This is a genomic window from Nocardiopsis alborubida, assembly GCF_012396365.1.
In the GTDB taxonomy this organism is placed as follows: Bacteria; Actinomycetota; Actinomycetes; order Streptosporangiales; family Streptosporangiaceae; genus Nocardiopsis; species Nocardiopsis alborubida.
Window position 1 is genome coordinate 56752 of record NZ_JAAXPG010000012.1, and the last position, 26063, is coordinate 82814.

A 26063-nucleotide genomic window follows, 5' to 3' on the forward strand; every position below is an offset into this window, starting at 1 on the left:
GGTCGGAGGGTCCACTTGCTTTCTAGGCTAAATGCCATGCTCTCCACGACAGAACGCACCCGGTTGCGCCGCAACAAGCACAAGGCCCGGTCCGACCGGGCTGACCTGTACGACCTCCTGGACGAAGGGGTGGTGTGCCACCTGGGGGTGGTGGTCGACGGCGCGCCCATGGTGGTGCCCACCGCCTACGGGCGGGTGGGCGACACCCTGTACCTGCACGGTTCGACCGGGGCGCGGTCGCTGCGCGCGGGCGGGGAGGTGTGCGTGACCGTGACCCTGCTGGACGGTCTGGTGCTGGCCAGGTCGCTGTTCCACCACTCGGTCAACCACCGCTCCGCGATGGTCTACGGAGTGCCCCGGGTGGTCGAGGACGAGCGGGAGCGGCTGGAGGGGTTGCGCGCGCTGACCGAGCAGTTGGTTCCGGGGCGGTGGGAGGAGGCCCGGGAGCCGACGGCGAAGGAGCTGGCGGCCACGCGCGTGCTGGCGCTGTCGCTGGAGGAGGCGTCGGTGAAGGTGCGCACGGGTCCGCCGACGGATGACGAGGAGGACCTGGCCCTGCCGGTGTGGGCGGGTGTGCTGCCGGTGCGGCAGGTGTTCGGGGCGCCGGAGCCGGATCCGGGGCTGGCTCCGGGGCTGGAGGTTCCGGCCAGTGTGTCGGGGCGGTCGCTGTTCCCGTCGTCGCTGTTCTGAGGGCGGCCGTCGCGGGGAGGGCCGCTCGTGTGGCGGGCGGGGAGGTCGCGGTTGCGCCCGTCGTCTGGGCCTCGCGCGCCGCCCGGGGTCCCGTCCGACGCCAGGGTCCTGCCGCCCGGGTGTCGCCCGCGGTCCGCGGCGTCGCCCGCGCCGGAGGGAAACGGCGTCCGGGAAAACCGCGGCGGTCGTGCGAGCGGACATTCTTTGGTCTATTGGATAGGCCAATAGTCCTTTATTGCGGCGCGTTCTCCGACCGGACACCGTCCTGGTCACCGCCGCCGCGGGAGGCGGCCGTCCGGTGTGGCGAACCTCGCGTGAAACAGGGGGCGGGCGGCATGGCCGGGCGTTTTTTGTGGGGTTCCCACAACGCATCGGCTTCGCTATGCGTGGTTCGGGCCATTGGTGTACCCGGCGGTAATCGACCAGGGTAGAAAGGGTAGGTGCAGGCGACGCTCCGAGACCCGGACGTCGCCTTCTGCGCGTGGGTACTTGGGAGGCTCAACCGGTGTTCAGTCGTGTCGCCATCGTCAACCGTGGAGAGGCCGCGATGCGGCTCATCCACGCTGTCCGGGACCTCTCAGCGGAAACCGGCGTGCGGATCGAGACGGTGGCCCTCCACACCGACGCCGACCGCGACGCGACCTTCGTCCGCGAGGCCGACGTCGCCTACTCGCTGGGTCCCGCCTCGGCCCGCCCCTACCTCGACCACGCCGTCCTGGAGCGCGCGCTGGTCCAGACCAGGGCCGACGCCGCGTGGGTGGGCTGGGGCTTCGTCGCCGAGGACCCGGCCTTCGCCGACCTGTGCGAGAGGATCGGCGTCACCTTCGTCGGGCCCAGCGCCGAGGCCATGCGCAAGCTCGGCGACAAGATCGGCGCCAAGCTGATCGCCGAGGAGGTCGGCGTCCCGGTCGCGCCGTGGAGCCGCGGCGAGGTCGCCACCCTGGAGGAGGCGCTGCGCGCCGGTGACGAGATCGGCTACCCGCTGATGCTCAAGGCCACCGCCGGCGGCGGCGGGCGCGGCATCCGCATGGTCGCCTCGGGCGAGGACCTGGCCGAGGCCTACGAGCGCACCAGCCAGGAGGCGCTGCGCGCCTTCGGCTCCGGCGTGGTCTTCCTGGAGCGCCTGGTCACCGGCGCCCGGCACGTCGAGGTCCAGATCATCGCCGACGGGCAGGGCACGGCGTGGGCGCTGGGCGTGCGCGACTGCTCGGTGCAGCGGCGCAACCAGAAGATCATCGAGGAGTCGGCCTCCCCGGTCCTGGACGCGGAGCAGACCGCGCAGCTCAAGGCGTCGGCCGAGCGGCTGGCGCTGGCGGTGGACTACCGCGGCGCGGGCACCGTCGAGTTCCTGTACCACCCCGGTGAGAAGCTGTTCGCGTTCTTGGAGGTCAACACCCGCCTCCAGGTCGAGCACCCGATCACCGAGCTCACCACCGGCACCGACCTGGTCCGGCTCCAGCTGCACGTGGCCAGCGGCGGAAAGCTGGAGGGCCCCCAGCCGGTCGAGTCCGGCCACGCCGTCGAGGCCCGGCTCAACGCCGAGGACCCCGACCGCGACTTCGCGCCCGCCCCGGGCCGCATCGCGCGCCTGGTCCTGCCCACCGGGCCCGGCGTGCGCGTGGACACCGGCGTGCGCGAGGGCAACACCATCCCGGCCGACTTCGACTCGATGATCGCGAAGGTCATCGCCTACGGCCGCGACCGCGAGCAGGCGCTGGGCAGGCTGCGCCGCGCGATGGCCGAGACCACGGTGATCATCGAGGGCGGCGCGACCAACAAGAGCTTCGTGCTCGACCTGCTCGACCAGCCCGAGGTGATCGACGCCAGCGCCGACACCGGCTGGATCGACCGCGTGCGTGCCCAGGGGCGCCTGGTCAGCCACCGCCACTCCGCTGTCGCCCTGGCCGCGGCCGCGATCGAGGCCTACCAGGACGAGGAGGAGGTCAGCCGCCAGCGGCTGCTGTCCACCGCGCACGGCGGCCGCCCGCAGGTGCAGCACGAGAGCGGCCGTCCGCTGGACCTGAAGCTGCGCGGCGTGGGCTACCGGGTGAGCGTGGCCCGGGTCGGGCACCGGCGGTTCCGCGTCGGCGTCTCCGGCGGCGGCGACGTGCACCCGGCGGACGTGGAGGTCGAGCGCTTCGACGCGCACAGCGGCCAGATCGTGGTCAACGGCCGCCGGTTCCGGCTGGTGTCGGCCACGCACGGGCCGGTGCACCTGGTCGAGGTCGACGGCGTCACGCACCGGATCAGCCGCGACGAGGGCGGTGTGGTCCGCTCCCCGGCGCCCGCCCTGGTGGTGGCGACGCCGTTGGCGGTTGGCGACGAGGTCGAGTCCGGCGCGCCCGTCCTGGTGCTGGAGAGCATGAAGATGGAGACGGTGCTGCGCGCGCCGTTCCGTGCCCGGGTGCGCGAGTGCCCGGTGTCGGTGGGCAGCCAGGTCGAGACCGGTGCGCCGCTGATGCGGTTGGAGCCGCTGTCCGACGAGGGGGCCGAGGAGGCGGAGGCGGACGTGGAGGCCGTCGCCATCGAGCTTCCCGAGGAGCCCGTGGAGGCCTCCGCGGCCGAGCGCGTGGAGCGCGGCCTCCAGGATCTGCGCGGCCTGCTGCTGGGCTTCGACGCCGACCCGCACGACCGCGGGCGGGTGCTGGCCGACTACCTGGCCGCGCGCGCCGAGCTGGGCGGGCGTCCGGTCGAGGGCGAGCTGGACCTGTTCACCGTCTTCGCCGACCTGTGCGAGCTGAGCCGCAACAAACCGGGCGGGGAGCCGGACACCGAGCCGCGCAGTTCGGTGCACAGCCCGCGCGAGTTCTTCCACAGCTACCTGCAGAGCCTGGACGTGGAGCGCGCCGGGGTCAGCGAGGGCTTCCGGGACAAGCTCACCCGGGTCCTGGCCCACTACGGGGTCACCGATCTGGACCGCACGCCGGAGCTGGAGGCCGCGGTCTTCCGGATCTTCCTGGCCCAGCAGAACACGGGCGCCGCGCTGGCGATCGTGTCGGAGCTGCTGCGCCGCTGGCTGGCGGGCGGGCCGCCCGCGGAGGCGCTCAGCGAGCGCGCCGGGCTCGTCCTGGAGCACCTGGTGGAGGCCACGCAGGTGCGCTTCCCGGCGGTGTCGGACCTGGCCCGCGGTGTGGTCTTCCGCTGGTTCGCCCAGCCGCTGCTGCGCCGCAACCGGGCCCGGGTCTACGCCGCGGTGCGTGACGAGCTGCGCCACCTGGACCGCAACCCCGACGCGCCGGACCGGGCGGAGCGGATCCAGGCCATGGTGGCCAGCGCCGAGCCGCTGGTGCGGCTGGTCGGCCAGCGCATGGGGCGGGCCGGGCGCGACCACGCCCCGCTGCTGGAGGTGCTGACCCGCCGCTACTACGGCAACCGCGGACTGTCCCGGGTCACCGCCCGCGAGGTCGGGGGCTGCCGGTTCGTCACCGCCGAGCACAACGGCGCGGGCGGCCTGACGCGCCTGGTCACGACCGCCGTCGACATCGCGGCCCTGCCCGACGCCGTGGGCGCGGTCGGTGAGCTCGCCGCCGACGTCGCCGAGCACGGACTCGCGGCCGACCTCTACGTCACCTGGGAGGACCAGCCCGACGCCGACGCGATGGCGGTGCGGCTCGGGCGGCTCCTGGCCGAGAACCCGCTGCCCGCGGGCGTGCGCCGGGTCACCGCCACCGTCGCCGGTACCAGCGGCGCGGTGATGCACCACCACTTCACCTTCCGGCCCGAGGGGGCGGGCTTCGCCGAGGACCGGCTGATCCGCGGCCTGCACCCGCAGATCGCCCGGCGCCTGCAGCTGCAGCGCCTGCGCGAGTTCGACCTCACCCGGCTGCCCTCGGCCGACGAGGAGATCTACCTGTTCCGGGCGGTGGCCAAGAGCAACCCGGCCGACGAGCGCCTCTTCGCGATGGGCCAGGTCCGCGACCTGACGCCGCTGCGTGAGGCGGACGGGCGCCTGATCGCGCTGCCCGCGCTGGAGGACACGGTCACCGGGTGCCTGGACGCGATCCGCAACATCCAGGCCCAGCGCCCGCACAACCGGCGCTTCGACACCAACCGCATCATGATGTACGTGTGGCCGTCGACCGAGCTGACCCCCGAGGAGCTGGAGACGCTGGTCCAGCGGCTGCTGCCGACCACGGCCGGGGCGGGGTTGGAGGAGGTCCAGTTCCTGGCCCGCCAGCGCACGTCCTCCGGTGAGCTGACCGAGGTCGCGGTGCGCATCAGCCTGGACCAGGGCCAGGACGCGCGGGTCCACGTCGAGGAGCCCTCGACCGAGCCGGTGCTGCCGCTGGACGACTACCGCCAGAAGGTGCTGCGCGCGGCCCGCCGCGGGACCGTCTACCCCTACGAGCTGACCGGTCTGCTGTCGGGTCCGGGCGGCGGTTTCACCGAGTACGACCTGGACGACAACGGTGTGCTGGTCCCGGTGGACCGGCCGCGCGGGCACAACTCCGCGGCGATCGTGGCCGGTGTGGTCACCACGCCGACCGTGCGCCACCCCGAGGGGGTCACGCGCGTGGTGCTGCTGGGCGACCCGACCAAGGCGCTGGGCGCGCTCTCGGAGCCCGAGTGCTCGCGGGTGATCGCCGCGCTGGACCTGGCCGAGTCGATGCGGGTGCCGCTGGAGTGGTTCGCGCTGTCGGCGGGCGCGCGGATCTCGATGTCCTCGGGCACCGAGAACATGGACTGGGTCGCGGCCGCGCTCAAGCGGATCGTGGAGTTCACCCAGGACGGCGGCGAGATCAACGTCGTGGTCGCGGGCATCAACGTCGGCGCCCAGCCGTACTGGAACGCCGAGGCGACGATGCTCATGCACACCAAGGGCGTCCTGGTGATGACGCCGGACTCGGCGATGGTGCTCACCGGCAAGCAGTCGCTGGACTTCTCCGGCGGTGTGTCGGCCGAGGACAACTTCGGCATCGGCGGCTACGACCGGGTGATGGGCCCCAACGGGCAGGCGCAGTACTGGGCGCCGAACCTGGCCTCGGCCCGCGAGATCCTCATGGCGCACTACGACCACACCTACGTCGTGCCGGGGGAGGAGGCGCCGCGCCGGGCCAGGACCCTGGACCCGGTCGACCGCGACGTCTCGCCGTTCCCGCACGCGGTGGCGGGCAGCGACTTCGCCACCGTCGGCGAGATCTTCTCCGCCGAGCACAACCCGGACCGCAAGAAGCCGTTCGACATCCGTACGGTGATGCGGGCGCTCTCGGACCAGGACCACGCGGTGCTGGAGCGTTGGGCGGGCATGGCCGACGCCGACACGGCGGCGGTGCAGGACGTGCACATCGGCGGCTGGCCGGTGTGCCTGGTGGGGATCGAGTCTCGGTCGGTGCCGCGGCACGGCTTCCCGCCCACCGACGGCCCCGACACCTACACCGCGGGCACGCTGTTCCCGCGCTCGTCCAAGAAGGTGGCGCGGGCGATCAACGCGGCGTCGGGCAACCGGCCGCTGGTGGTGCTGGCGAACCTGTCGGGGTTCGACGGCTCGCCGGAGTCGCTGCGCAAACTCCAGCTGGAGTACGGGGCCGAGATCGGGCGGGCGATCGTCAACTTCGACGGCCCGATCGTGTTCTGCGTGATCTCGCGGTACCACGGCGGCGCGTTCGTGGTGTTCTCCAAGGCGCTCAACCCGAACATGACGGTGCTCGCGCTGGAGGGGTCGTTCGCCTCGGTGCTGGGCGGGGCCCCGGCGGCGGCCGTGGTGTTCGCCGGTGAGGTCAACACGCGTACCGCGAGCGACCCGCGGGTGACCGGGCTCCAGGAGCAGGTGTCGGCGGCCAGCGGCGCCGAGCGGGCCGCGCTCAACGCGCGGCTGGCCGAGACGCAGTCCTCGGTGCGGGCGGAGAAGCTCGGCGAGGTCGCCGCGGAGTTCGACCGGGTGCACAGCATCCAGCGCGCGGTCGAGGTGGGTTCGGTGGACGCGATCATCAGCGCCGCCGAGATGCGTCCGCGCATCATCGAGGCGATCGAGCACGGCATGAAGCGCTAGGCGTCGAGGCCGGCCGCGGGTGGACCGCGGTCGGCCGCGCGGGCTGACGGGCTGAGGGGCGGGGTCGCGGCGGGAGGCCGCGGCCCCGCCCCGTCGTCGTGCGCGGGTCCGCCGTCCGGGGACGGCGGTGCGGCCGTCCCCCGGCGCGGTCCTCCCGGCGGTGCGGTCAGCGGATCTTCTCGCCGTACACGTGGTCGACGGGCATGGTCATGAGCACCCTGCGGTCGGAGACCATGACCGACCGGTACTCCTCCCAGTCGGGGTGCTCCCCGGCGGCGAGGCGGTAGTAGTCCACCAGCGACTCGACCTCGGGGCCGTGCGGGTCGGTGCCCGGGCCGGTGAGTGTGGCCACGCCCTCGGCGGTGGCCCACGCCCAGCCGTCGGCGCTGGTGACCTGGAGCGTGGCGCGCGGGTCGCGGCGCAGGTTCGCCGTCTTGGCCCGGCCCTCGGTCATGGAGACGTGGAGGAGGTCGGTCTCGGCGTCGTAGAAGGGCTGGACTGGGGAGAGCTGCGGGCGGCCGTCGGCCTTGATGGTGGCCAGGACGCCGAGCCTGCTCTGGGCGAGCAGTGCGCGCGGGTCGAACGTCGTCGCGGTCATGTCCGGGATCCCCTCTTTGCCGGATGCGTGCGGTGCGCGGTGGTGCGGGGCCGTGTGCGGCCGGTCACGATCGTATCCCCGAAGGGGCGCGGAACAGCTCGATCATGGCCGCGTAGCCTTCGCCGCCGTGTCCGTCGGCCACGGCCCGCCGGGTCAGGTCCCTGACGAACCTGGGCAGTTCGGCGCTGACGCCGAGGGCCTCGCTCTCGTGGACGACGTGCTCCATCGTGGCCAGGTGGGTGTCGATGGTGGAGTCCAGGACCGGGTAGGCGCCGTCGTCGACCTGTTCGGCGTAGCCGGGCAGCCAGTCGGCCACGGTCGCGATTCCCCTGGAGGCGAGGGGGGCGAACGCCGAGGCGTCCACGCCCGCCGCGCCCAGCAGTGCGGCGCCCTGGAGGAAACCGTTGAGGACGCTCCACATCAGGCTCAGCACGGCGGTCTCGTGCAGTGCGGCCAGACCGGGGTCCTCACCGAGGTAGGAGGTGTTCGCGGTCAGGCTGCTCAGGGCCGGTTCGTGCCGCTCGAAGGCCTCCCGTGATCCGCTGTGGACGATGACGGCCTCCGCCGTGCCGATGGCGTCGGGGACGGCCATGATGGCGCCGTCGAGGTAGTCGGCGCCCCCGCGACGCGCCCACGCGGCGGTCAGCCGGGCCTGCGCGGAGGTGCTGGAGGTGAGGTTGACCAGGACCCGGCCCTCCAGGGCCCCGTCCAACGGGTCCAGGAGCGCGTGCACGGCCTCGTGGTCGGAGACGCACACGACCACGACCGGGCTGGCCGCGACGGCCTCGCCGACCGAGGCGGCGGGTCTCGCGCCCTGGGCGGTGAGGTCCCGGGCCTTGGCGGCGGTGCGGTTCCACACGGTGGTGGGGTGCCCTTGGCGCAGGAACGCGCTGGCCAGGGCCCGGCCCATCATGCCCAGGCCGAGGACCGTCACGGGGACGGGGGAGGTGTCGTGGTCGTGCTTCGTACGCCCCTTGTGGAGCGGGTGGCTGCTCATGCCAGAATTCTCGACGTTCACACCGGTATGAAGGTCAAGGGGGAACAGGCGTGCTGATCGGTGAGCTGAGCAGACGGACGGGTGTGCACACGCACCAGCTGCGCTACTACGAGGCCCAGGGCCTGTTGGAGCCCGCCCGCGGGTCCAACGGCTACCGCGAGTACGCCGACGACGCCGTCCTGACCGTGGCGCAGATCAGGAGGCTCCTCGAAGCCGGGCTCTCGACCCAGGAGATCGCCTTCCTGCTGCCCTGCGCCGTCGGCGCGTCCCCCGACTTCGAACCCTGCCCCGAGCTGCTGGACACCCTGCGGACGCGCCTGCGCGGGCTGGACGAGCACATCGACACGCTGACCCGCTCCCGCGGGGCCCTGCGCGACTACATCGAGGCCACCGAGCGGCGGGTCTCGCGGTACGGGTGCGACGCCGTCGAACCGGAGCCGGCACCGGTGTGACGTGCGCGAGGGGGCGTGCGGTGCGGACCGTCTCCGCCCGCGGAACCGGGGCCGCCCCGGCGCTCCGGGGCGCCCCGCGCACGTCCGCTGGCGAGGGCACGGCCCCTGCGGACCTCTCGGCCGCGGAGGGCCGAGGGGGCCTTGATAGTCTGCCGGGGCCAGTCGTACCACGTACGTGGTCAGGGAATCCGGTGCGAATCCGGAACTGACGCGCAGCGGTGAGGGGGACGGGCGGGGTACTCACGCCACTGGGGCGGAGGCCGCGGCGACCACGGAGTCGAGGCGGCACCGACCTGGGAAGGCACCCCGTCCGGGCGAACCCGAGTCCGAAGACCTGCTGGCCCCTCCGCGTCGAGTGCGCGGAGGCGTCCCGTGCCAGGCTCCGCGTTCGAGCCCCGACATCCAAGGCATGCCCATGCTGCGTCACGCCCCGCGCCCGCTTCCCCTCCTGCTCGCCTCCGCCCTGCTGCTCACCGCCTGCGCGCCCTCCCCGGACGGGGGGAGCGGCGGGGAGGCCGCCGACGGCGCCCGCACGGTCGACAACTGCGGACACGAGGTGAGCGTCGGCGCCCCGCCCGAGCGCGTCGTCTCCCTCAACCAGGGCAGCACCGAGATCCTGCTCTCCCTGGGCCTGGCGGACCGCCTCGTCGGCACCGCCACCTGGACCGACCCGATCATGGAGGGCCTGGAGGAGGCCGGCGAGGGCGTCCCCCGCCTGGCCGACAACGCCCCCTCCTTCGAGGTGGTCCTGGACACCGAACCGGACCTGGTGACCGCCTCCTTCGTCTCCACGCTCGGCACGGGCGGGGTCGCCACCCGCGAGCAGTTCGAGGAGCTGGGCGTGCCCACCTACGTCTCCCCGACCGACTGCGCCGCGGGCAAGGACAACGACAGCGGCGGAGACGGATCGCGCAGCGAACCGCTCACCCTCGACGCCGTGTACGGCGAGATCCGCGACCTGGCCCTGCTGTTCGGGGTGCAGGAGCGCGGGGAGGAGCTGATCGCCGAGCTGGAGGGGCGGGTGGCGGCGGCCACCGGGGACCTGGACGCCTCCGGGGTCTCCCTCATGTACTGGTTCGCCAACTCCCAGTCGCCCTACCTCGCGGGCTGCTGCGGCGCCCCCGGCGCCATCACCCGCGCGGTCGGCGCGCGCAACGCCTTCGACGACACCCACGACGAGTGGCCCCAGATCAACTGGGAGACCGTCGCCGACCGCGACCCCGACGTCATCGTGCTCGGCGACCTGACCCGCGACTCCCAGACCGCGGAGAGCGCCGACGCCAAGATCGAGTTCCTGGAGTCCCACCCCGCCACCCGCGAGCTCACCGCCGTGCGCGAGGAGCGCTACGTCCTGCTCAGCGGCCAGGCCATGAACCCCTCGATCCGCACGGTCGAGGGGATCGAGCAGGTCGCCGACGGTCTGCGCGCCCTCGGGCTCACCCAGTGAGCGGTGCGCGTCTGGCGCTGCTCTCCTGCGGTGGACTGGTGCTCCTGGCCGTGTCGGTCTCGGTCGCGGTGACCATCGGCCCCGCCGACATCACCACGGCCGAGGTGTGGAGGTCGGTCGCCGCGCGGCTGGGGTTCGGGGAGAGCGGCCTGTCTCCGCTGCGCGAGGGCATCGTGTGGAACCTGCGCATGCCCCGCACCCTGCTCGCCGCCGTGTGCGGGGCGGGGCTGGCCCTGTGCGGGGCGGTCATGCAGTCCCTGCTGCGCAACCCTCTGGCGGACCCCTTCGTGCTCGGGGTGTCCTCGGGGGCCTCCACCGGGGCGGTCGCCGTGCTGGTCCTGGGGTGGGGCGGCGCGGTGGTGTCGCTGTCGGCGGGCGCCTTCGTCGGCGCCCTGCTCTCCTTCGGGCTGGTGGTGCTGCTCGCGCACACCCTGGGCGCGAGCATGGACCGCGTGGTGCTGTCGGGGGTGGCGGCCATGCAGCTGTTCTCGGCGCTGACCTCGTTCATCGTGCTGACCTCGGCCGACGCCGAGACCACGCGCGGGGTGTTGTTCTGGCTGCTGGGCTCCCTCAGCGGCGCCGGGTGGGACGACGTGGTGCTGTGCGCGGCGGTGCTGGCCGGTGTGCTCGCCGTGTGCCTCGCGCACACCACCACCCTGGACGCGTTCGCCTTCGGTGAGGAGGCCGCCGCGAACCTGGGCGTGCGGGTGGCCCGCGCCCGCATGGTGCTGTTGTGCGCCACCGCGCTGCTCACCGCGGCCCTGGTCAGCGCGGCCGGGGCGATCGGCTTCGTTGGCCTGGTGCTGCCGCACGCGGCCCGCGCGCTCACCGGCGCGGGCCACGCCAGGCTTTTGCCGGTCACCGCGCTGGCGGGCGCCGTCTTCCTGGTGTGGGTGGACACGGTGGCCCGCACCGCGCTGGACCCGCAGGAGATCCCGGTGGGGGTGGTGACCTCCCTCATCGGGGTGCCCGCCTTCGTCGCCGTGCTCTACCGCTCCAGGAGGCACACGTGATCCGTTCCGACCAGGACCAGACAGTGGCGCCCGCCCGCCCGACGTCCCCGACCGACGACCGACGGCCCGAGGAAGGGGCGCGGACGCGGCGCGGCGCGCCCGGCGGGAGCGGTCTGCGCGCCGAGCGGGTGAGCCGCCTGATCGGCGGGGGGCTCGTCCTGGACGGTGTCACCCTCGTTCCGCGCCCCGGTGAGACCGTCGGCCTGCTCGGCCCCAACGGTTCGGGCAAGTCCACGCTGCTGCGGCTGCTCGCGGGCGTCCTGGCGCCCTCCGCGGGCGTGGTCGCCCTCGACGGCAGGCCGCTCGACCGGACCGCGCGCCGGGCGGTGGCGCGGCGCGTGGCCGCCGTCGAACAGAACGCGCACACCCAGACCGAGCTGACCGTCCGCGACGTGGTGGCCCTGGGGCGCATCCCGCACCGCCGTGCCTGGACGCCCATGTCGGGGGCCGACGCGGGGGCCGTCACGGCGGCACTGGAGCGCACCGGACTGACCGGTATCGCCGACCGGTCCTGGCACACGCTCTCCGGCGGGGAGCGCCAGCGCGCCCAGATCGCCCGCGCCCTGGCCCAGGAGCCGAGCGAGCTGCTGCTCGACGAGCCGACCAACCACCTCGACATCCAGTACCAGCTCGACCTCATGGAACTGGTCGCGGGCCTGCCGGTCACCACCGTCATCGCCATGCACGACCTCAACCTGGCCGCGATGTACTGCGACCGGCTGCTGGTGCTGCGGGGCGGGCGCGTCGTCGCCGAGGGCGCGCCCCCGCAGGTCCTGACCCCCTCCCTCATCGAGGAGGTCTACGGGGTCCGGGCCGAGGTCGCCCCCGGCCCCGGGCACCCGGTGATCCGCTTCCTGCGCCGAGGCGCCGAGCCGACGCGCCACCGTGACGCCCCCGCCGCGGGGGCGAGGACAGAATCCGGACCCGAGCGGTCCGACCGACGATGGGGAGCCATCCCCGAAGGAGGAATCCGGCCATGACGGTACGGATCGCACTGCTGTCCACATCCGACACCGACCTGCTCTCCGCGCGGGCCAGCGACCGCGCGTACGCGTGGGCCAACCCCTCCCGCGCCTCCGACGCCGAGCTCACCGGCGTCGTCGGGGGCGCCGACCTGGTGGTGGTGCGGCTGCTCGGCTCCCCGCACGACCTGTGGCCGGGGCTGGCCGCCGTCCGGGAACGGGGCACGCCGCTGGTCGTCCTGGGCGGTGAGCAGCAGCCCAGCGCGGAACTGATGGAGCACTCCACCGTTCCGATCGGCGTGGCGGCCGACGCCCACCGCTACCTGGCCGAGGGCGGGCCCGCCAACCTCGCGCGCCTGCACGCCTTCCTGTCCGACACCGTGCTGCTGACCGGCGAGGGGTTCGAGGCGCCCGCGCCCGTCCCGCTGTGGGGCCTGGCCGAGCGCGACCGGCCGCGCGGCTCCGCTGCCCTGCCGAAGGTCGGCATCCTCTACTACCGGGCGCACGAGGCGGGCGGCAACACCGCCTTCGCGCACGCCCTGGCCGACGCCGTCGACGCCACCGGGCAGGCCGTGGGCGTGCCCGTGTTCGCCGGGTCGCTGCGCTCGGCGCCCGACGAGCTCTACGAGGCGCTCGGCGGCTTCGACGCCCTGGTGGTCACCGTCCTGGCGGCGGGCGGCAGCGTGCCCGCGTCCGCGAGCGCGGGCGGCGACGACGAGGCGTGGGACGTGGAGCGGATGGCGGCCCTGGACGTCCCCGTCCTCCAGGGGCTGTGCCTGACGAGCCCGCGCGCCGACTGGGAGGCCTCCGACGACGGCGTCACCCCGCTGGACTCGGCGAGCCAGATCGCCATCCCCGAGTTCGACGGCCGCATCATCACCGTGCCCTTCTCCTTCAAGGAGATCGACCGCGACGGCCTGCCCCGCTACGTCGCCGACCCCGAGCGCTGCGCCCGCCTGGCCGGGATCGCGGTCGCCCACGCCCGTCTGCGGCACGTGCCCACCGCCGACAAGCGCGTGGCGGTCGTCCTGTCCGCCTACCCCACCAAGCACTCGCGCATCGGCAACGCCGTCGGGCTCGACACGCCCCGCTCGCTGGTGCGCCTGCTGCGCCGGATGCGCGACGAGGGCTACGACCTGGGTGAGCCCGGCGCCCTGCCCGGTTTGGACCTGCCCGACGAGACCGAGGCCGGGGACGCGCTCATCCACGCCCTGATCGCGGCGGGCGGCCAGGACGAGGACTGGCTGACCTCAGTGCAGCTGACCGACGCCCAGGTGCGCATCACCCCCGAGGAGTACGCCGCCTGGACCGGGGGCCTGCCCGCCCCGCTGAGGGAGGCGATGACCGAGGCGTGGGGGGCCGCGCCCGGCAGCCTCTACGTCAACGACGCGGGCGAGCTGGTCCTCGCGGCGATGCGCGCTGGCAACGTCGTCGTCCTGGTCCAGCCCCCGCGCGGCTTCGGCGAGAACCCGATCGCGATCTACCACGACCCCGACCTGCCCCCCAGCCACCACTACCTGGCCGCCTACCGGTGGCTGGAGCACGGCTTCGGCGCCCACGCCGTCGTCCACCTGGGCAAGCACGGCTCGCTGGAGTGGCTGCCCGGCAAGAACGCCGCGCTCTCGGCCGCCTGCGCCACCGACGCGGTGCTCGGCGACCTGCCGCTCGTCTACCCGTTCCTGGTCAACGACCCGGGCGAGGGCGCCCAGGCCAAGCGCCGCGCCCACGCCACGGTCGTGGACCACCTCATCCCGCCGATGGCCCGCGCGGAGTCCTACGGCGACATCGCCCGCCTGGAGCAGCTGCTCGACGAGCACGCCAACATCGCGGCCATGGACCCGGCCAAGCTGCCCGCCGTCCGCGGCGAGATCTGGTCCCTGATGCGCGCGGCCGAGATGCACCGCGACCTCGGCCTGGAGGAGCGGCCCGACGACGAGGAGTTCGACGACTTCCTGCTCCACGTGGACGGCTGGCTGTGCGAGATCAAGGACGCGCAGATCCGCGACGGCCTGCACGTGCTCGGCGAGGCGCCCGGGGGCGGGGCCCGGGTGAACCTGGTCCTGGCCGTCCTGCGCGCCGCCCAGGTGTGGGGAGGGGTGGGGGCCGCGGTGCCCGGTCTGCGTTCGGCGCTGGGCCTGAAGGAGGACGCGCCCGCCGTCGAGGTCGACCGGGTGGAGGCCCTGGCCCGCGACCTCGTGGAGCGGATGGAGGCCGCGGGCTGGGACCCGGCCGCCGCGTCCGGCCTGCACGACGACCCCGGGGTGCGCGCCGTCCTGGAGTTCGCCGCCGCGCAGGTGGCGCCCCGCCTGGCCCGCACCACCGACGAACTCGACCACGTCGTCCACGCCCTGGCGGGCGGCTTCGTTCCGGCGGGCCCCTCCGGCTCCCCGCTGCGCGGCCTGGTCAACGTGCTGCCGACCGGCCGCAACTTCTACACCGTCGACCCCCGCGCCGTCCCCTCCCGGCTGGCCTGGCAGACCGGGCAGGCGATGGCCGAGTCCCTGCTGCGCCGCCACCTGGAGGAGACCGGGACCTACCCCGAGTCGGTGGGCCTGTCGGTGTGGGGCACGTCGGCGATGCGCACCTCCGGCGACGACGTGGCCGAGGTGCTGGCGCTGCTGGGCGTCCGACCGGAGTGGGACGAGGCCTCGCGCCGGGTCTCGCGGCTGGACGTGGTGCCGCTGGAGGAGCTGGGCCGCCCGCGCGTGGACGTCACGGTGCGCATCTCCGGCTTCTTCCGCGACGCCTTCCCCCACGTGGTCGCCATGCTGGACGACGCCGTGAACCTGGTGGCCGACCTGGACGAGCCCGGGGAGAGCAACTTCGTGCGCGCCCACACCCTGGCCGACCTGGAGGAGCACGGGGACCGGCGCCGCGCCACCACCCGGATCTTCGGCTCCGCGCCCGGCTCCTACGGCGCGGGCATCCTCCAGGTGGTGGAGTCGGGCACCTGGCGCGACGACCGCGACCTGGCCGAGGTGTACACGGCCTGGGGCGGCTTCGCCTACGGGCGGGGCCTGGACGGCGTCGCGGCGGCCGAGGACATGCGCGCCAACTACCGCCGGATCAAGGTCGCGGCCAAGAACGTCGACAGCGCCGAGCACGACATCGCCGACTCCGACGACTACTTCCAGTACCACGGCGGCATGATCGCCACCGTCCGCGCCCTCACCGGCGCCGACCCCAAGGCCTACGTCGGCGACTCCACCTCACCCGACGCGGTGCGCACCCGCACCCTGGCCGAGGAGACCGCCCGCGTGTTCCGGGCCCGGGTGGTCAACCCGCGCTGGATCTCGGCCATGCGCCGCCACGGCTACAAGGGCGCCTTCGAGCTGGCCGCCACGGTCGACTACCTCTTCGGCTTCGACGCCACGGCCGGTGTGGTCCACGACTGGATGTACGACAGGCTCGCCGCCGAGTACGTGCTCGACGCCGACACCCAGGAGTTCCTGCGCCGCTCCAACCCGTGGGCGCTGCACGGTATCGTCGAGCGGCTGCACGAGGCCGCCCGGCGCGGTCTGTGGGCCGAGCCGGACCCGGCGACGCTGGAGGCCCTCCAGGAGGTCTACCTGGAGGTCGAGGGAGACCTGGAGGACCGGTCCGAATGAGGGTGCGCATCCTGGGCATCGGCATGGGGCCGCGGCACGTCACCCCCGAGGTCGCCGACGCGCTGCGCGGCTGCGACTACGCGGTGGCCGCCCGCAAACGCGGGGACGACGGGCTGCTGGCCCTGCGCCGGGCCGTGTGCGAGGCGCACGGCGTGCCGCTGGTCGCGGTGCCCGACCCCGAGCGCGACCGCGACGACCCGGCGGACTACGCGGCCGCGGTGGCCGCCTGGCACGAGGCGCGGGTCGACGCCTACGAGCGGGTGCTGGGCGAGCGCGGCGGCACCGCGGCGTTCCTGGTCTGGGGCGACCCGGGCCTGTACGACTCCACGCTGCGGATCGTGGAACGGATCGCCGAGCGGGGGGCCGTCGAGGTGGAGTACGACGTGCTCCCCGGCGTCAGCGCCCCCCAGCTCCTCGCCGCGCGGCACCGGATCGTGCTGCACGAGGTGGGCCGTCCGGTGCACGTGACCCCCGCGCGCCTCCTGGGCGAGGCGGTGGCGGCGGGCCAGGACAACATCGTCGTCATGCTCGGGGGCCAGACCGTGCTCGGGGGCCAGCTCGCGTTCGGCGAGCTGAGGGACTGGAGGGTCTGGTGGGGCGCCAACCTGGGCACCGACACCGAGGAGCTGGCCGCCGGACGGGTCGGCGCGGCGCAGCTCGACATCGCCGCGCGCCGCAGGAGGGCCAGGGCGCGTGCGGGCTGGGTGATGGACGTCGCGCTGCTGAGGAGGCCGGTGTGAGCGCGGCCGGGACGCGGGCCCCGGCGCGCGGTGAGGGCCACGGCCGCGGGGGAGGCGGGCTCCTGGTCGCCGGGACCACCTCCGACGCGGGCAAGAGCGTGGTCACCACCGCCCTGTGCCGGGCCTTCGCGCGCCGCGGCGCTCGGGTCGCCCCCTACAAGGCGCAGAACATGTCCAACAACTCCATGGTCTGCCACGGACCCGACGGACGCCCGGCGGAGATCGGCCGCGCCCAGTGGGTGCAGTCCCTGGCCGCCCGCGCCGTGCCCGAGCCCGCCATGAACCCCGTGCTCCTCAAACCGGGCACCGACCGGCGCAGCCACGCCGTCCTGCTCGGCCACCCCGCCGGGGACGTCTCCTCGGCCGACTGGGAGGCGGGCCGCCGCCACCTGGCCGAGGCCGCGCACGCCGCCTACGACGACCTCGCCTCCCGCCACGACGTCGTCGTCGCCGAGGGCGCGGGCAGCCCCGCCGAGATCAACCTGCGGGCGGGCGACTACGTCAACATGGGCCTGGCCCGGCACGCGGGCCTGCCCGTGGTGGTGGTCGGCGACATCGACCGGGGCGGCGTCTTCGCCGCGATGTACGGAACGGTGGGCCTGCTGGAGGCCGCCGACCAGGAGCTGGTCGCGGGCTTCGTGGTCAACAAGTTCCGCGGGGACCCCGGGCTGCTGCGGCCCGGCCTGGAGGATCTCCAGCGGCTCACCGGCCGCCGGGTCTACGGCATCCTGCCGTGGGACCCGGGGCTGTGGCTGGACTCCGAGGACGCCCTGGACCTGGAGGGCCGCCGCACGCGCGGGGGAGCGGGGCTGCGGGTGGCCGTGGTGCGCCTGCCCCGGATCAGCAACTTCACCGACGTGGACGCCCTCGGGCTGGAACCGGGCCTGGACGTCGTCTTCGCCTCCGGCCCGCGCGACGTGGCCGACGCCGACCTGGTCGTCCTGCCCGGCACCCGCTCCACCCTGGCCGACCTGGCCTGGCTGCGCTCGCGCGGGCTCGACCGGGCGATCGTCGAGCACGCCCGGCGCGGTCGGCCGCTGCTGGGGATCTGCGGCGGGTTCCAGATGCTCGGCCGCACCGTCACCGACGCCGACGGGGTCGAGGCCGAACCCGGAGCGCGCGCGGACGGCCTCGGGCTGCTCGACGCCCGGACCGAGTTCACCGCCGACAAGACCCTGCGCCTGCCCTCGGGGGAGGCGCTCGGGGCGCCCGCGCACGGCTACGAGATCCACCACGGCCGGGTCACCGTCGGGGCCGGAGCGGAGGGGTTCCTGGGCGGCGCCCGTTCGGGCAACGTCTTCGGCACCATGTGGCACGGCAGCCTGGAGGGCGACGCCTTCCGGTCCGCCTTCCTGGCCGAGGCGCTGGGATGCGCGCCCTCGGGGGTGCGCTTCGCCGCCTCCCGGGAGCGGCGCCTGGACCTGCTCGCCGACCTGGCGGAGGAGCACCTGGACGTGGACGCCCTGCTGACCCTGGCCCGGGAGGGCGCCCCGGCGGGGCTGCCCGAGCTCGCCCCGGGAGCCCCGTCCGCGACACGTTCGCGGCACGGGTCCGGGGCGGAGGTGTCCCGGTGAGACTGTTGCTTTTGGGGGGAACGTCCGAGGCCCGTGAGCTGGCCGCCCTCCTGGTCGAGGCGGGCGTTGACGTGACCACGTCGCTGGCCGGGCGGGTGGCCCGGCCCCGCCTGCCGGTGGGGAAGGTGCGGATCGGCGGCTTCGGGGGCGTGCCGGGCCTTCGCGCGGCGCTGGCCTCCTACGACGCGGTCGTGGACGCCACCCACCCCTTCGCCCTGGGCATGACCGCCAACGCGGCGGCGGCCTGCACGGACCTTCCCCTGCTGCGGCTGGAACGGCCGGGCTGGGACCCCGATCCGGCCTGGCGGTACGCCGCCACCCACGAGGAGGCGGCGGAGCGGGCCGCGGAGTTGGGGGAGCGGCCCTTCCTCACGGTGGGCCGCCAGGAACTCGCCCGCTTCGTTCCGGAACTGGGGCGGCGGGCGGTCCTGGCCCGGGTGGTGGACGTCCCCGAGACCGTGCTGCCCGACACGTGGTCGCTGAGGACCAGCAGGGGGCCGTACACCCTCGACGGCGAACTGGACCTGATGGGCGGGCACCGCGCGGATGTCCTGGTCACCAAGGACTCCGGCGGTGCCTACACCTGGCCCAAGATGGAGGCCGCGCGGCTGCTCGGCGTCCCGGTCGTGGTGGTGCGGCGCCCGCCGGGCCCGGCGGGGGTGCCCACCGTCCACGACGTGGCGGCCGCGTTCGCCTGGGTGACCGCCCTGGGGTGAGAGGAGACCGCCGGATGGTCGCGGCCGTCGCACGCGGGCCGCGTCAGCGGGCGAACCGGCTCTTCAGCTCGTCGGTGTCCAGGATGATCCCGGTGCCGGGGATTTCGACCCTGTCGCCGTAGACGTGCCTCGACCGGTCCTGGTACTCACCGTGTTCGGGACGGGAGTGCACCACCACGGCGTTCACGTCGCGGTCGACCAACAGGTAGGCGGGGATTTCGGTGGCGGCGTAGGCGGCGGGCTTCTCGACCCGGTCGCGGGCGTGTGTGTCGGCGTCCCAGGAGGTCACCTCGATGACGGCGAGAACCCCGTCGGGCTCGGCCCATTCGCCTTGGCCGTCGAAGTAGCCGACCGGTGTCAGGATGCCGTCGGGGCGGGCGCGTCCGCTGCGGTAGGTGTCGACCTTCAGAGCCTGGCCCTGCGTGAGGTCCAGGTCGGGCCGGTGTGCCACGAACTGGCGGAACAGCCACGTCAGGATGCTGTTGTGGTCCCCGTCGGTCACGCCTTCGGCCCAGATCCTCCCGTTGACGTATTCGAGTTTGACGTCCTCGCGCTCGGCAGCCAGGGCGATGGGCTCGAACTGTTGGACGGTGACGGATGGGTGGGCGGGCGGTGGGTGGTGGTCCGCAACGGTCATGGTGGGCTCCTCCAGCGCACATTCTAGGCCAGCGCTTCTCTCCGGACACGGGTGGTTCCAGAGGGGCTCGGTGCGTTGACCCCGGGCGATGGCCGGGTTCGGTACCGCCATGCGAACCCGGACACCGTCGAGCCCGGGAAAGGTGACGCTCGGGACGCGCGGCCGCGCACGGCTCCCGTGCCCGGCCGGTCAGGGCGTGCGTTCCGGTTCCGTTGAGGGGGCCTCCGCCCGGGGCCCGCGCAGCGCGGGCATCAGGACGCCGTCCACCAGCGACACGAGGAAGTCCCGGTCGAAGGGCCTGCGCTGGACGAGCGCGCGGTAGGCGGCCATCGACGCGACCACCTGGGAGAGGGTGTCGACGTCGGCCGCGGCCGAGGCCTCCCCGCGCTCGACGGCGCGCCGCATGAGGAGGCGGTGGGCCTCGGCCCAGGGCTGGACGATCGCGGCGCCGACGGCGTCGGCGGACGCCTCGTCCTGGACGAGCATCGAGGTCAGCCCCGCCATGATCCGGAGCCTGCGCTCGCCCTCCCGCGCCGACTGGGGCCGGAACAGGCCGAGCAGGTCCTCCCGGAGGTCGCCGGTGTCGGGCAGGCGCTCGATGCCGACCTGCTCGCGCTTCATGCGCGCCACCGCGTCGATCACCAGTTCCGTCTTGGAGGCCCATCGGCGGTAGAGCGTGGCCTTCCCGGCCCCGGCCCGGGCGGCGACGGCGTCCATCGTCAGCCGGGCGAAGCCGACGTCGGCCAGGACCTCCAGCGCCGCGTCGAGGATGGCGCCGTCACGGGAGCGGTCGCGTTTGCGGCCGGGTCGTGCGGGCCCGCCGCCGGGTGCGGCGGGCCCGCGGGTGTCGCTGTCTCGCGTCATGGCGACCTCCTCCTCGTCTCACCGCTGGTCAGGACGTTGCACACCTGTTCCGGAACAGCGTAGTCCAGGAACATAGCAGTTCAGGAACGAGATCGTTCCGGAACTCGTGCGTATCGAAATGTCCGGACGGTGTGGCACGATGAGCCGATGCACCACGTGAGTGACGACGAGAGGCGCGCCCGCATCGGCGTCCGGCACGCCCTGGCAGCGGGTTTCCACGCGGACTCCCCGGAGGCGGCCACGCGGGCGGTGACCGCGCTGCACGCCACCGAACCGGCCACGGTCTACCTGTCGTGCCGGGCGCGCGTGCCCTCGCTGACCGTGGCCGACCTCGACAGGGCGCTCTACGGGGACCGGAACCTGGTGAAGCAGCTGGCGATGCGGCGCACGCTCTTCGTGTTCCCGCGCGAGCTGCTGCCCGCCGTGTGGCCGAGCGCCTCCGCGCGCGTGGCCGCCACGGAGCGCGCCCGCATGCGCAAGGACCTGGTCGGGGCGGGGATCACCGACGACGGCGACGCCTGGCTCGACCGGGCCGGGGCCGAGGTCCTGGCCCTGCTCGCCGACGAGCCGGAGGGCCTGGTGGCCGCCGACGTGCGCCGGGCGGTGCCGAGGATCGACGTCAGGGTCGCGGGGTCGGCGGGCGAGGTGTGGTCGGCGCCGCGGGTGCTCACCCTCCTCGGCGCCGCCGCCGACATTGTGCGCGGCGCCAACACCGGCCGCTTCGCGGTCTCGCAGCCGCGGTGGACCCTGACCGGGCACTGGCTCGACGGCGTTCCCGCCCCGTGGGGCGCCGCAGAGGGCTACCGGGAACTCGTCCGCCTCTGGCTGCACAGTTTCGGCCCGGGGACCGAGGACGACATCGTCTGGTGGCTGGGGTCGACCAAGACGGTAGTGCGCACGGCGCTGGCCGAACTCGGCGCCGTCAGGGTCTCCCTCGACGGCGGCGCCACCGGTTGGCTCCTGCCCGACGACCTCGGTGAGGTGGCCGACCCGGGCGCGTGGGTGGCGCTGCTGCCGGTGCTCGACCCGACCGTCATGGGCTGGCGGGGCCGGGACTTCTACCTGGGTCCGCACCGCGAGCAGCTCTTCGACAAGCGCGGCAACGCGGGCACGACGGCCTGGGCGGACGGCCGCGTGGTCGGGGCGTGGGTGCAGGACGGCTCCGGCGCGGTCCGGGTGCACCTGCTCGAATCCGTCTCGACCGCGACGCGGCGGGCCCTGGGGGAGGAGGCGGCGCGGCTGACCGAATGGCTCGGCGGTGTCCGCATCGGCACCGGCTACGTGTCGCCCGCGATGAGGGCCGCCCGGGACGCGTGGGGCTGAGGGCGGCCCGGTGCGCGCCGTCCGGAGGGCGACGCCTCGGGGGGAGGCGCGACGGGGGCTACACGCGCACGGCGTCCGCGAAGCGGGCGGCGAGCCGGGGGTGCCCGGCCCAGTGGACGTGCAGGTAGGAGGCGTGCAGCGTCGGCGAGGCGAAGCCCTCCGGCGCCCCCTCGATGTCCCACGCCGGGCGGTCGCCGCAGGCACCGGGGGTCAGACCGGTGCGGTGGAACTCGTGTCCGGTGACCCTCTCCCCGGCCCGGGTCAGCAGGGTGTCCCCGGGTGAGACCGCCTCGGGGTAGCGCAGGGTGAGCCGCCCCGTCATCCGGGCGTGCGCGGGGACGGCTCCGGCCATGGGCTCGCCGTCGAGCGTCTCGGCGAGGTAGAGCAGGCCCGCGCACTCGGCGACGGTCGGTACCCCGTCCCGCACCGCCTCGCGCAGCTGGGTCAGCAGGCCGCGGTTGGCGGCGAGCTGACCGGCGTAGACCTCGGGGAAGCCGCCGCCGAGGTAGACGCCCCGGGTGCCCGGGGGCAGCGCGCTGTCGCCCAGCGGATCGAAGGCGACGACCTCGCACCCGGCGGCGGTGAGCAGTTCCTCGGTCTCGGCGTAGCGGAAGGTGAAGGCCCTGCCGCCCGCCGCCGCGACCACCGGCCGCCGCGAAGCGGGGAGCCCCTCCGCCCGCGCCGGATCCCACGGGCGGGCGTCCAGGGCGGGCGCGGAGCGGGCCACCGCGAGCAGCGCGTCCAGGTCCACCTGGCGCGCGACGTGCTCCCCGAGCCGTTCGACCACGCGCGCCGACTCCGCCCGCTCCGACGCCGGGACCAGCCCCAGGTGCCGGGACGGGCTGGCGAGCCGCTCGTCGCGGTGGACCACGCCCAGGACGGGCAGGTGCGTGGCCCGGGTGATCTCGGCGACGTTGCGCGCCGAACCCGCCTGGTTGAGGATCACCCCGACCACCTCGACGGCCGGGTCGTAGGCGGCCATCCCCGCCACCAGCGCGCCCACCGAACGCGACATCCGCGACACGTCCACCACCAGCACCACCGGTGTCCGTGTCAGGGCGGCGACGTGCGCGGACGAGGCGAACCCGTCGGTGCCCAGCCGCCCGTCGTGCAGGCCCATCACCCCCTCGATGACGGCGACGTCCGCGCCGCGCGCCCCGTGCAGCAGCAGCGGCGCCACCCGCTCCTCGCCGACCAGGTGCGGGTCGAGGTTGCGGCCGGGGCGCCCGGTGGCCAGGGCGTGGTAGCCGGGGTCGATGTAGTCGGGGCCCACCTTGTGGCCGCTCACCGTGTGCCCGGCGTCGCGCAGCGCCGCCATCAGCCCGGTCGCGACCGTGGTCTTGCCCTGACCCGTCATGGGCGCGGCGATCATCAACCGGGGTAGTGCCGTCGGTCGGGACAGTGCCGTCGGTCGGGCCGGCGGCGTCGGCCCGGCGGGCTCGGGGGACCCCGTTCTCCAGCCTCCCCCGCACTCCCCGGCGGCCCCCGCCGTCCGGTTTCGCGAACCCTCCGAGGCGCCCGGGGAGGTCACCACTCGATGCCCCGCTGCCCCTTGCGCCCGGCGTCCATGGGGTGCTTGACCTTCGTCATCTCGGTGACCAGGTCGGCGGCCTCCAGCAGCCGCGGGTCGGCGCGGCGGCCGGTGATCACCACGTGCTGGCGGCCGGGGCGGTCCCGCAGGGCGGCCAGGACGTCCTCGACGTCGACCCAGCCCCAGTTCAGCGGGTAGGTGAACTCGTCGAGGATGAGCAGGTCGTGCGTCTGGTCGGCCAGCCGCCGCCGAATCTCCGCCCAACCCTCGGCGGCGTCCGCCGCGTGGTCCTCGGCGTCGCCCTTGCGACGGCTCCACGACCAGCCCGAACCCATCTTGTGCCACTCGACCGGGCCGCCCTCGCCGGTCTGCTCGTGCAGCTCGCCCAGGCGTTCCAGCACGGTCTGCTCGCCGATGCGCCACTTCGCCGACTTGACGAACTGGAAGACCCCGATCCGCCAGCCCTGGTTCCAACCGCGCAGCGCGAGGCCGAACGCGGCGGTCGACTTGCCCTTGCCGTCACCGGTGTGCACGGCGAACAGGGGCTGGTTGCGGCGCTGGCGCGTGGTGAGCCCGTCGTCGGGGACGACGAGCGGCTGTCCCTTGGGCATCAGGCGGCCCTCTCTCGTACGGCGGTGCCCAGCGCGTCCGCGCTGACCTCGCTGACGGGCATGTGGTCGGCGCCCAGACGGGCGGCCAGGGAGGCGGCCAGGCCCAGGCGCAGCGGCCCGGACTCGCCGTCCACCACGACGGTGGTGACGCCGAGACCGGCGACGTGGTCGGCGGCGGCCATCGCGCGGCCGACGGCGCCCTTGCCGCCGGTGGCCCGGCCGTCGGTGACCACGACCAGGAGCGGGCGCAGCCTCGGGTCCCGCAGCCGCTCGCGGCGCAGGACGCGGGCCGCCTCCTCCAGGCCCTCGGCGAGCGGGGTGCGCCCCCCGGCGGGCAGGTCGTCGAGGCGGGCCGCGGCCGCGTCCACCGAACGGGTCGGCGGCAGCGTGAGCTCGGCCTCGCGTCCCCGGAAGGTGACCAGGCCGACCTTGTCGCGGCGCCGGTAGGCGTCCAGGAGCAGGGACAGGATCGCGGTCTTGACCTCGGTCATGCGCCTGCGCGCCGCCATGGAACCGGACGCGTCCACGCAGAACAGGACCAGGTTGGTCTCCTGGCCCTCGCGGACCGCGACGCGCAGGTCGCGGGGGTGCAACCGCAGTCGGCCGCCGTCCTGGGGCCGCTGCGCCGCGGCCCGCACGGTCTCGACCAGGTGGACCGCGCTGCCCCCGCCCCGGCCGGGCGCGGCGGCGCCGATCCGCCGGCCCCGCGTGCCGAGGGCCCGGCTGCGCCTGCCGTCGGCGCCCTCGCCGGAGCCCCGCACGGTGAGCAGCCGGGTCCGGTAGGGGGCGGCGGCCCTGGCGGTGGCCGGGGAGGCGCCGGAGGGGCGGGGTTCGGGGGAGTCGCCCTCGGCGTCGTCGGTCGTGTGCTCGGCGGAGGCGGGGGAGCGCTCCTGGCCGGGCCGCTCTCCGCCGGAGGGCCCGGCGTCCTCGGTGTCCCCGGCGTCGGCAGGAGGTCCGGCGTCGTCGGAGGGGTCGTTGTCGTTGGCGGGGCCCTGCGGGTCCGGCGGGGTGTCGGAGCCGTCGGGGTCGTCGTTGCCCTCCGGGCCCGGCGGCTGAGGGGGGTCGGGCGGCGGTTCCTCGTCGCCCAGGATCCGGTCCAGGAGTTCCTCGTCCAGCCCCGGTGCGTCGAAGGGGTTGCGTCGGCGCCGGTGGGGCAGGGCGAGCGTGGCGGCGCGTCGGATGTCGGCCCGGGTGACCGAGGTCCGGCCCGCCCAGGCCGCGTGCGCCATCGCCGTGCGCGCGGTGACGATGTCGGCGCGCAGGCCGTCCACGTCGTAGGCCGCGCACACCTCGGCGATCTTCAGCAGCGCCGCCTCCGGCAGCCGCACCCGCCCGAGCGCCTCCCGTGCCGCCGCGATGCGCTCGGCCAGGGCCTTCTCGGCCTCGTGGTAGCGACCGGCGAAGGCGGCGGGGTCGGCGTCGTGGGACATGCGCCTGCGCACCACCTCGGCGCGGACCGCGGGCTCGGACGGCGCGGCGACCTCGACGGTGAGTCCGAACCGGTCCAGGAGCTGCGGGCGCAGCTCGCCCTCCTCGGGGTTCATGGTGCCGATGAGCAGGAACCGGGCCGCGTGCTCCACGGAGAACCCGTCGCGCTCCACGGTCACCTGACCGGTCGCGGCGGCGTCCAGGAGCAGGTCGACCAGGTGGTCGTGGAGCAGGTTGACCTCGTCGACGTAGAGGATGCCGCGGTGGGCGCGGGCCAGCAGACCGGGTTCGTAGGCGACCCTGCCGTGGGTGAGGGCCTGTTCCAGGTGCAGGGAGCCCAGGACGCGGTCCTCGGTGGCGCCGACGGGCAGTTCGACCAGGCGCACCGGGCGGCTCTCCACGGCCGTGTCGGACCCGAAGGGCCCGTCGGGGGAGTGCTGCGCCGGGTCGGCGGGGTCCACGGAGAACCGGTCGCCCCGGTAGACGTCGACGGGCGGCAGGAGGGAGGCCAGGGCCCGGACGGCGGTGGACTTGGCGGTGCCCTTCTCGCCGCGCACCAGGACGCCGCCGATCTCCGGGGAGACGCTGGTGAGGACGAGGGACAGGCCCAGGTCGTCGAGTTCCTCGGCGTCGCAGCCGACGATCGCGGAAAAGGGGTAGTGCGGTGACCGCAATGGCATGTAGAGGCTCCCGCTCATGTCGCCATCGGTAAGGGACGGGCGCGAGGCCGGTCTTCGGACTTGCCGGGTCCTTCCTGGACGGAAGGCTCGGTTCACCGCAGCGGGCCTGTGCCGGAGTCTCACCGGGCTTCCCAGATTCTCCCCGTCGACCGTCCTCACCGTTTCCGATGGCTGGGCCGTTGGGGCACCTCATGCCTGCCGCC

The 26063-nt window shown here is 74.6% G+C and carries 18 protein-coding genes and 2 riboswitches; of the genes, 11 read left to right on the forward strand and 7 right to left on the reverse strand.

The genetic code is table 11. The annotated features are described in order from the left end of the window. Positions 1 to 36: 36 nt before the first annotated feature. On the forward strand, positions 37 to 690 hold the full coding sequence (locus tag HGB44_RS14190; protein WP_061078731.1) for a pyridoxamine 5'-phosphate oxidase family protein: 654 nt from the start codon (positions 37 to 39) through the stop codon (positions 688 to 690). 505 nt (positions 691 to 1195) lie between these two features. Then, complete coding sequence (locus HGB44_RS14195) at positions 1196 to 6679, forward strand: ATP-binding protein (protein ID WP_061078732.1); 5484 nt, start codon at positions 1196 to 1198, stop codon at positions 6677 to 6679. A 166-nt stretch (positions 6680 to 6845) separates the two neighbouring features. Here HGB44_RS14195 and HGB44_RS14200 read toward each other — a convergent pair whose 3' ends face one another. Further along, a complete protein-coding gene (locus HGB44_RS14200) occupies positions 6846 to 7277 on the reverse strand; it encodes a PPOX class F420-dependent oxidoreductase (RefSeq protein ID WP_061078733.1) in 432 nt (143 codons plus the stop codon). Between the two features lie 64 nt (positions 7278 to 7341). Beyond that, positions 7342 to 8274, reverse strand: a complete 933-nt coding sequence (locus tag HGB44_RS14205; RefSeq protein WP_061078734.1) for an NAD(P)-dependent oxidoreductase — start codon at positions 8272 to 8274, stop codon at positions 7342 to 7344. 50 nt (positions 8275 to 8324) lie between these two features. On the opposite strand from HGB44_RS14205, the gene HGB44_RS14210 reads away from it, so the two are divergent. The 8 genes from HGB44_RS14210 (at position 8325) to HGB44_RS14245 (ending at position 18786) form a co-directional block, all read left to right on the forward strand. Then, positions 8325 to 8726 (forward strand): MerR family transcriptional regulator, encoded by a 402-nt coding sequence (locus HGB44_RS14210; RefSeq protein ID WP_061078735.1) that lies wholly within the window; start codon positions 8325 to 8327, stop codon positions 8724 to 8726. A 142-nt stretch (positions 8727 to 8868) separates the two neighbouring features. Next, positions 8869 to 9082, forward strand: a riboswitch (cobalamin riboswitch). A 59-nt stretch (positions 9083 to 9141) separates the two neighbouring features. Then, complete coding sequence (locus HGB44_RS14215) at positions 9142 to 10173, forward strand: ABC transporter substrate-binding protein (protein ID WP_061078746.1); 1032 nt, start codon at positions 9142 to 9144, stop codon at positions 10171 to 10173. After that, positions 10170 to 11186 carry a FecCD family ABC transporter permease gene (locus HGB44_RS14220; protein ID WP_061078736.1) on the forward strand — a complete coding sequence of 339 codons (1017 nt, stop codon included), beginning with the start codon at positions 10170 to 10172 and terminating at the stop codon, positions 11184 to 11186. The genes HGB44_RS14215 and HGB44_RS14220 overlap by 4 nt, the downstream gene beginning before the upstream one ends. 113 nt (positions 11187 to 11299) lie before the next feature. After that, positions 11300 to 12166 carry an ABC transporter ATP-binding protein gene (locus tag HGB44_RS14225; protein ID WP_231972239.1) on the forward strand — a complete coding sequence of 289 codons (867 nt, stop codon included), beginning with the start codon at positions 11300 to 11302 and terminating at the stop codon, positions 12164 to 12166. Continuing rightward, on the forward strand, positions 12163 to 15756 hold the full coding sequence (cobN, locus tag HGB44_RS14230) for a cobaltochelatase subunit CobN (protein WP_061078737.1): 3594 nt from the start codon (positions 12163 to 12165) through the stop codon (positions 15754 to 15756). Before HGB44_RS14225 ends, cobN begins: the two co-directional genes overlap by 4 nt. Continuing rightward, positions 15753 to 16496 carry a precorrin-6A synthase (deacetylating) gene (cobF, locus tag HGB44_RS14235; protein ID WP_061078738.1) on the forward strand — a complete coding sequence of 248 codons (744 nt, stop codon included), beginning with the start codon at positions 15753 to 15755 and terminating at the stop codon, positions 16494 to 16496. Before cobN ends, cobF begins: the two co-directional genes overlap by 4 nt. After that, complete coding sequence (locus HGB44_RS14240) at positions 16493 to 18070, forward strand: cobyric acid synthase (RefSeq protein WP_061078739.1); 1578 nt, start codon at positions 16493 to 16495, stop codon at positions 18068 to 18070. The genes cobF and HGB44_RS14240 overlap by 4 nt, the downstream gene beginning before the upstream one ends. Next, complete coding sequence (locus HGB44_RS14245) at positions 18067 to 18786, forward strand: cobalt-precorrin-6A reductase (RefSeq protein ID WP_061078740.1); 720 nt, start codon at positions 18067 to 18069, stop codon at positions 18784 to 18786. The genes HGB44_RS14240 and HGB44_RS14245 overlap by 4 nt, the downstream gene beginning before the upstream one ends. A 43-nt stretch (positions 18787 to 18829) precedes the next feature. Here HGB44_RS14245 and HGB44_RS14250 read toward each other — a convergent pair whose 3' ends face one another. Further along, entirely contained in the window at positions 18830 to 19423 is a 594-nt protein-coding gene (locus HGB44_RS14250; protein WP_061078741.1) for a Uma2 family endonuclease, read from the reverse strand. A gap of 189 nt (positions 19424 to 19612) precedes the next feature. Beyond that, on the reverse strand, positions 19613 to 20287 hold the full coding sequence (locus HGB44_RS14255) for a TetR/AcrR family transcriptional regulator (RefSeq protein WP_168444021.1): 675 nt from the start codon (positions 20285 to 20287) through the stop codon (positions 19613 to 19615). A 147-nt stretch (positions 20288 to 20434) separates the two neighbouring features. Between HGB44_RS14255 and HGB44_RS14260 the strand changes: the two genes are divergently transcribed. Beyond that, positions 20435 to 21610 (forward strand): winged helix DNA-binding domain-containing protein, encoded by a 1176-nt coding sequence (locus tag HGB44_RS14260; RefSeq protein WP_061078748.1) that lies wholly within the window; start codon positions 20435 to 20437, stop codon positions 21608 to 21610. A gap of 58 nt (positions 21611 to 21668) precedes the next feature. On the opposite strand, the gene HGB44_RS14265 is transcribed toward HGB44_RS14260, so the two are convergent. The 3 genes from HGB44_RS14265 to HGB44_RS14275 form a co-directional block, all read right to left on the reverse strand. Then, a complete protein-coding gene (locus HGB44_RS14265) occupies positions 21669 to 22982 on the reverse strand; it encodes a cobyrinate a,c-diamide synthase (protein WP_061078749.1) in 1314 nt (437 codons plus the stop codon). Between the two features lie 155 nt (positions 22983 to 23137). Continuing rightward, on the reverse strand, positions 23138 to 23752 hold the full coding sequence (gene cobO / locus HGB44_RS14270) for a cob(I)yrinic acid a,c-diamide adenosyltransferase (RefSeq protein WP_061078750.1): 615 nt from the start codon (positions 23750 to 23752) through the stop codon (positions 23138 to 23140). Next, complete coding sequence (locus HGB44_RS14275; protein WP_061078751.1) at positions 23752 to 25854, reverse strand: VWA domain-containing protein; 2103 nt, start codon at positions 25852 to 25854, stop codon at positions 23752 to 23754. The genes cobO and HGB44_RS14275 overlap by 1 nt, the downstream gene beginning before the upstream one ends. Before the next feature lie 34 nt (positions 25855 to 25888). Further along, a riboswitch (cobalamin riboswitch) is annotated at positions 25889 to 26030 on the reverse strand. Positions 26031 to 26063: the final 33 nt, after the last annotated feature.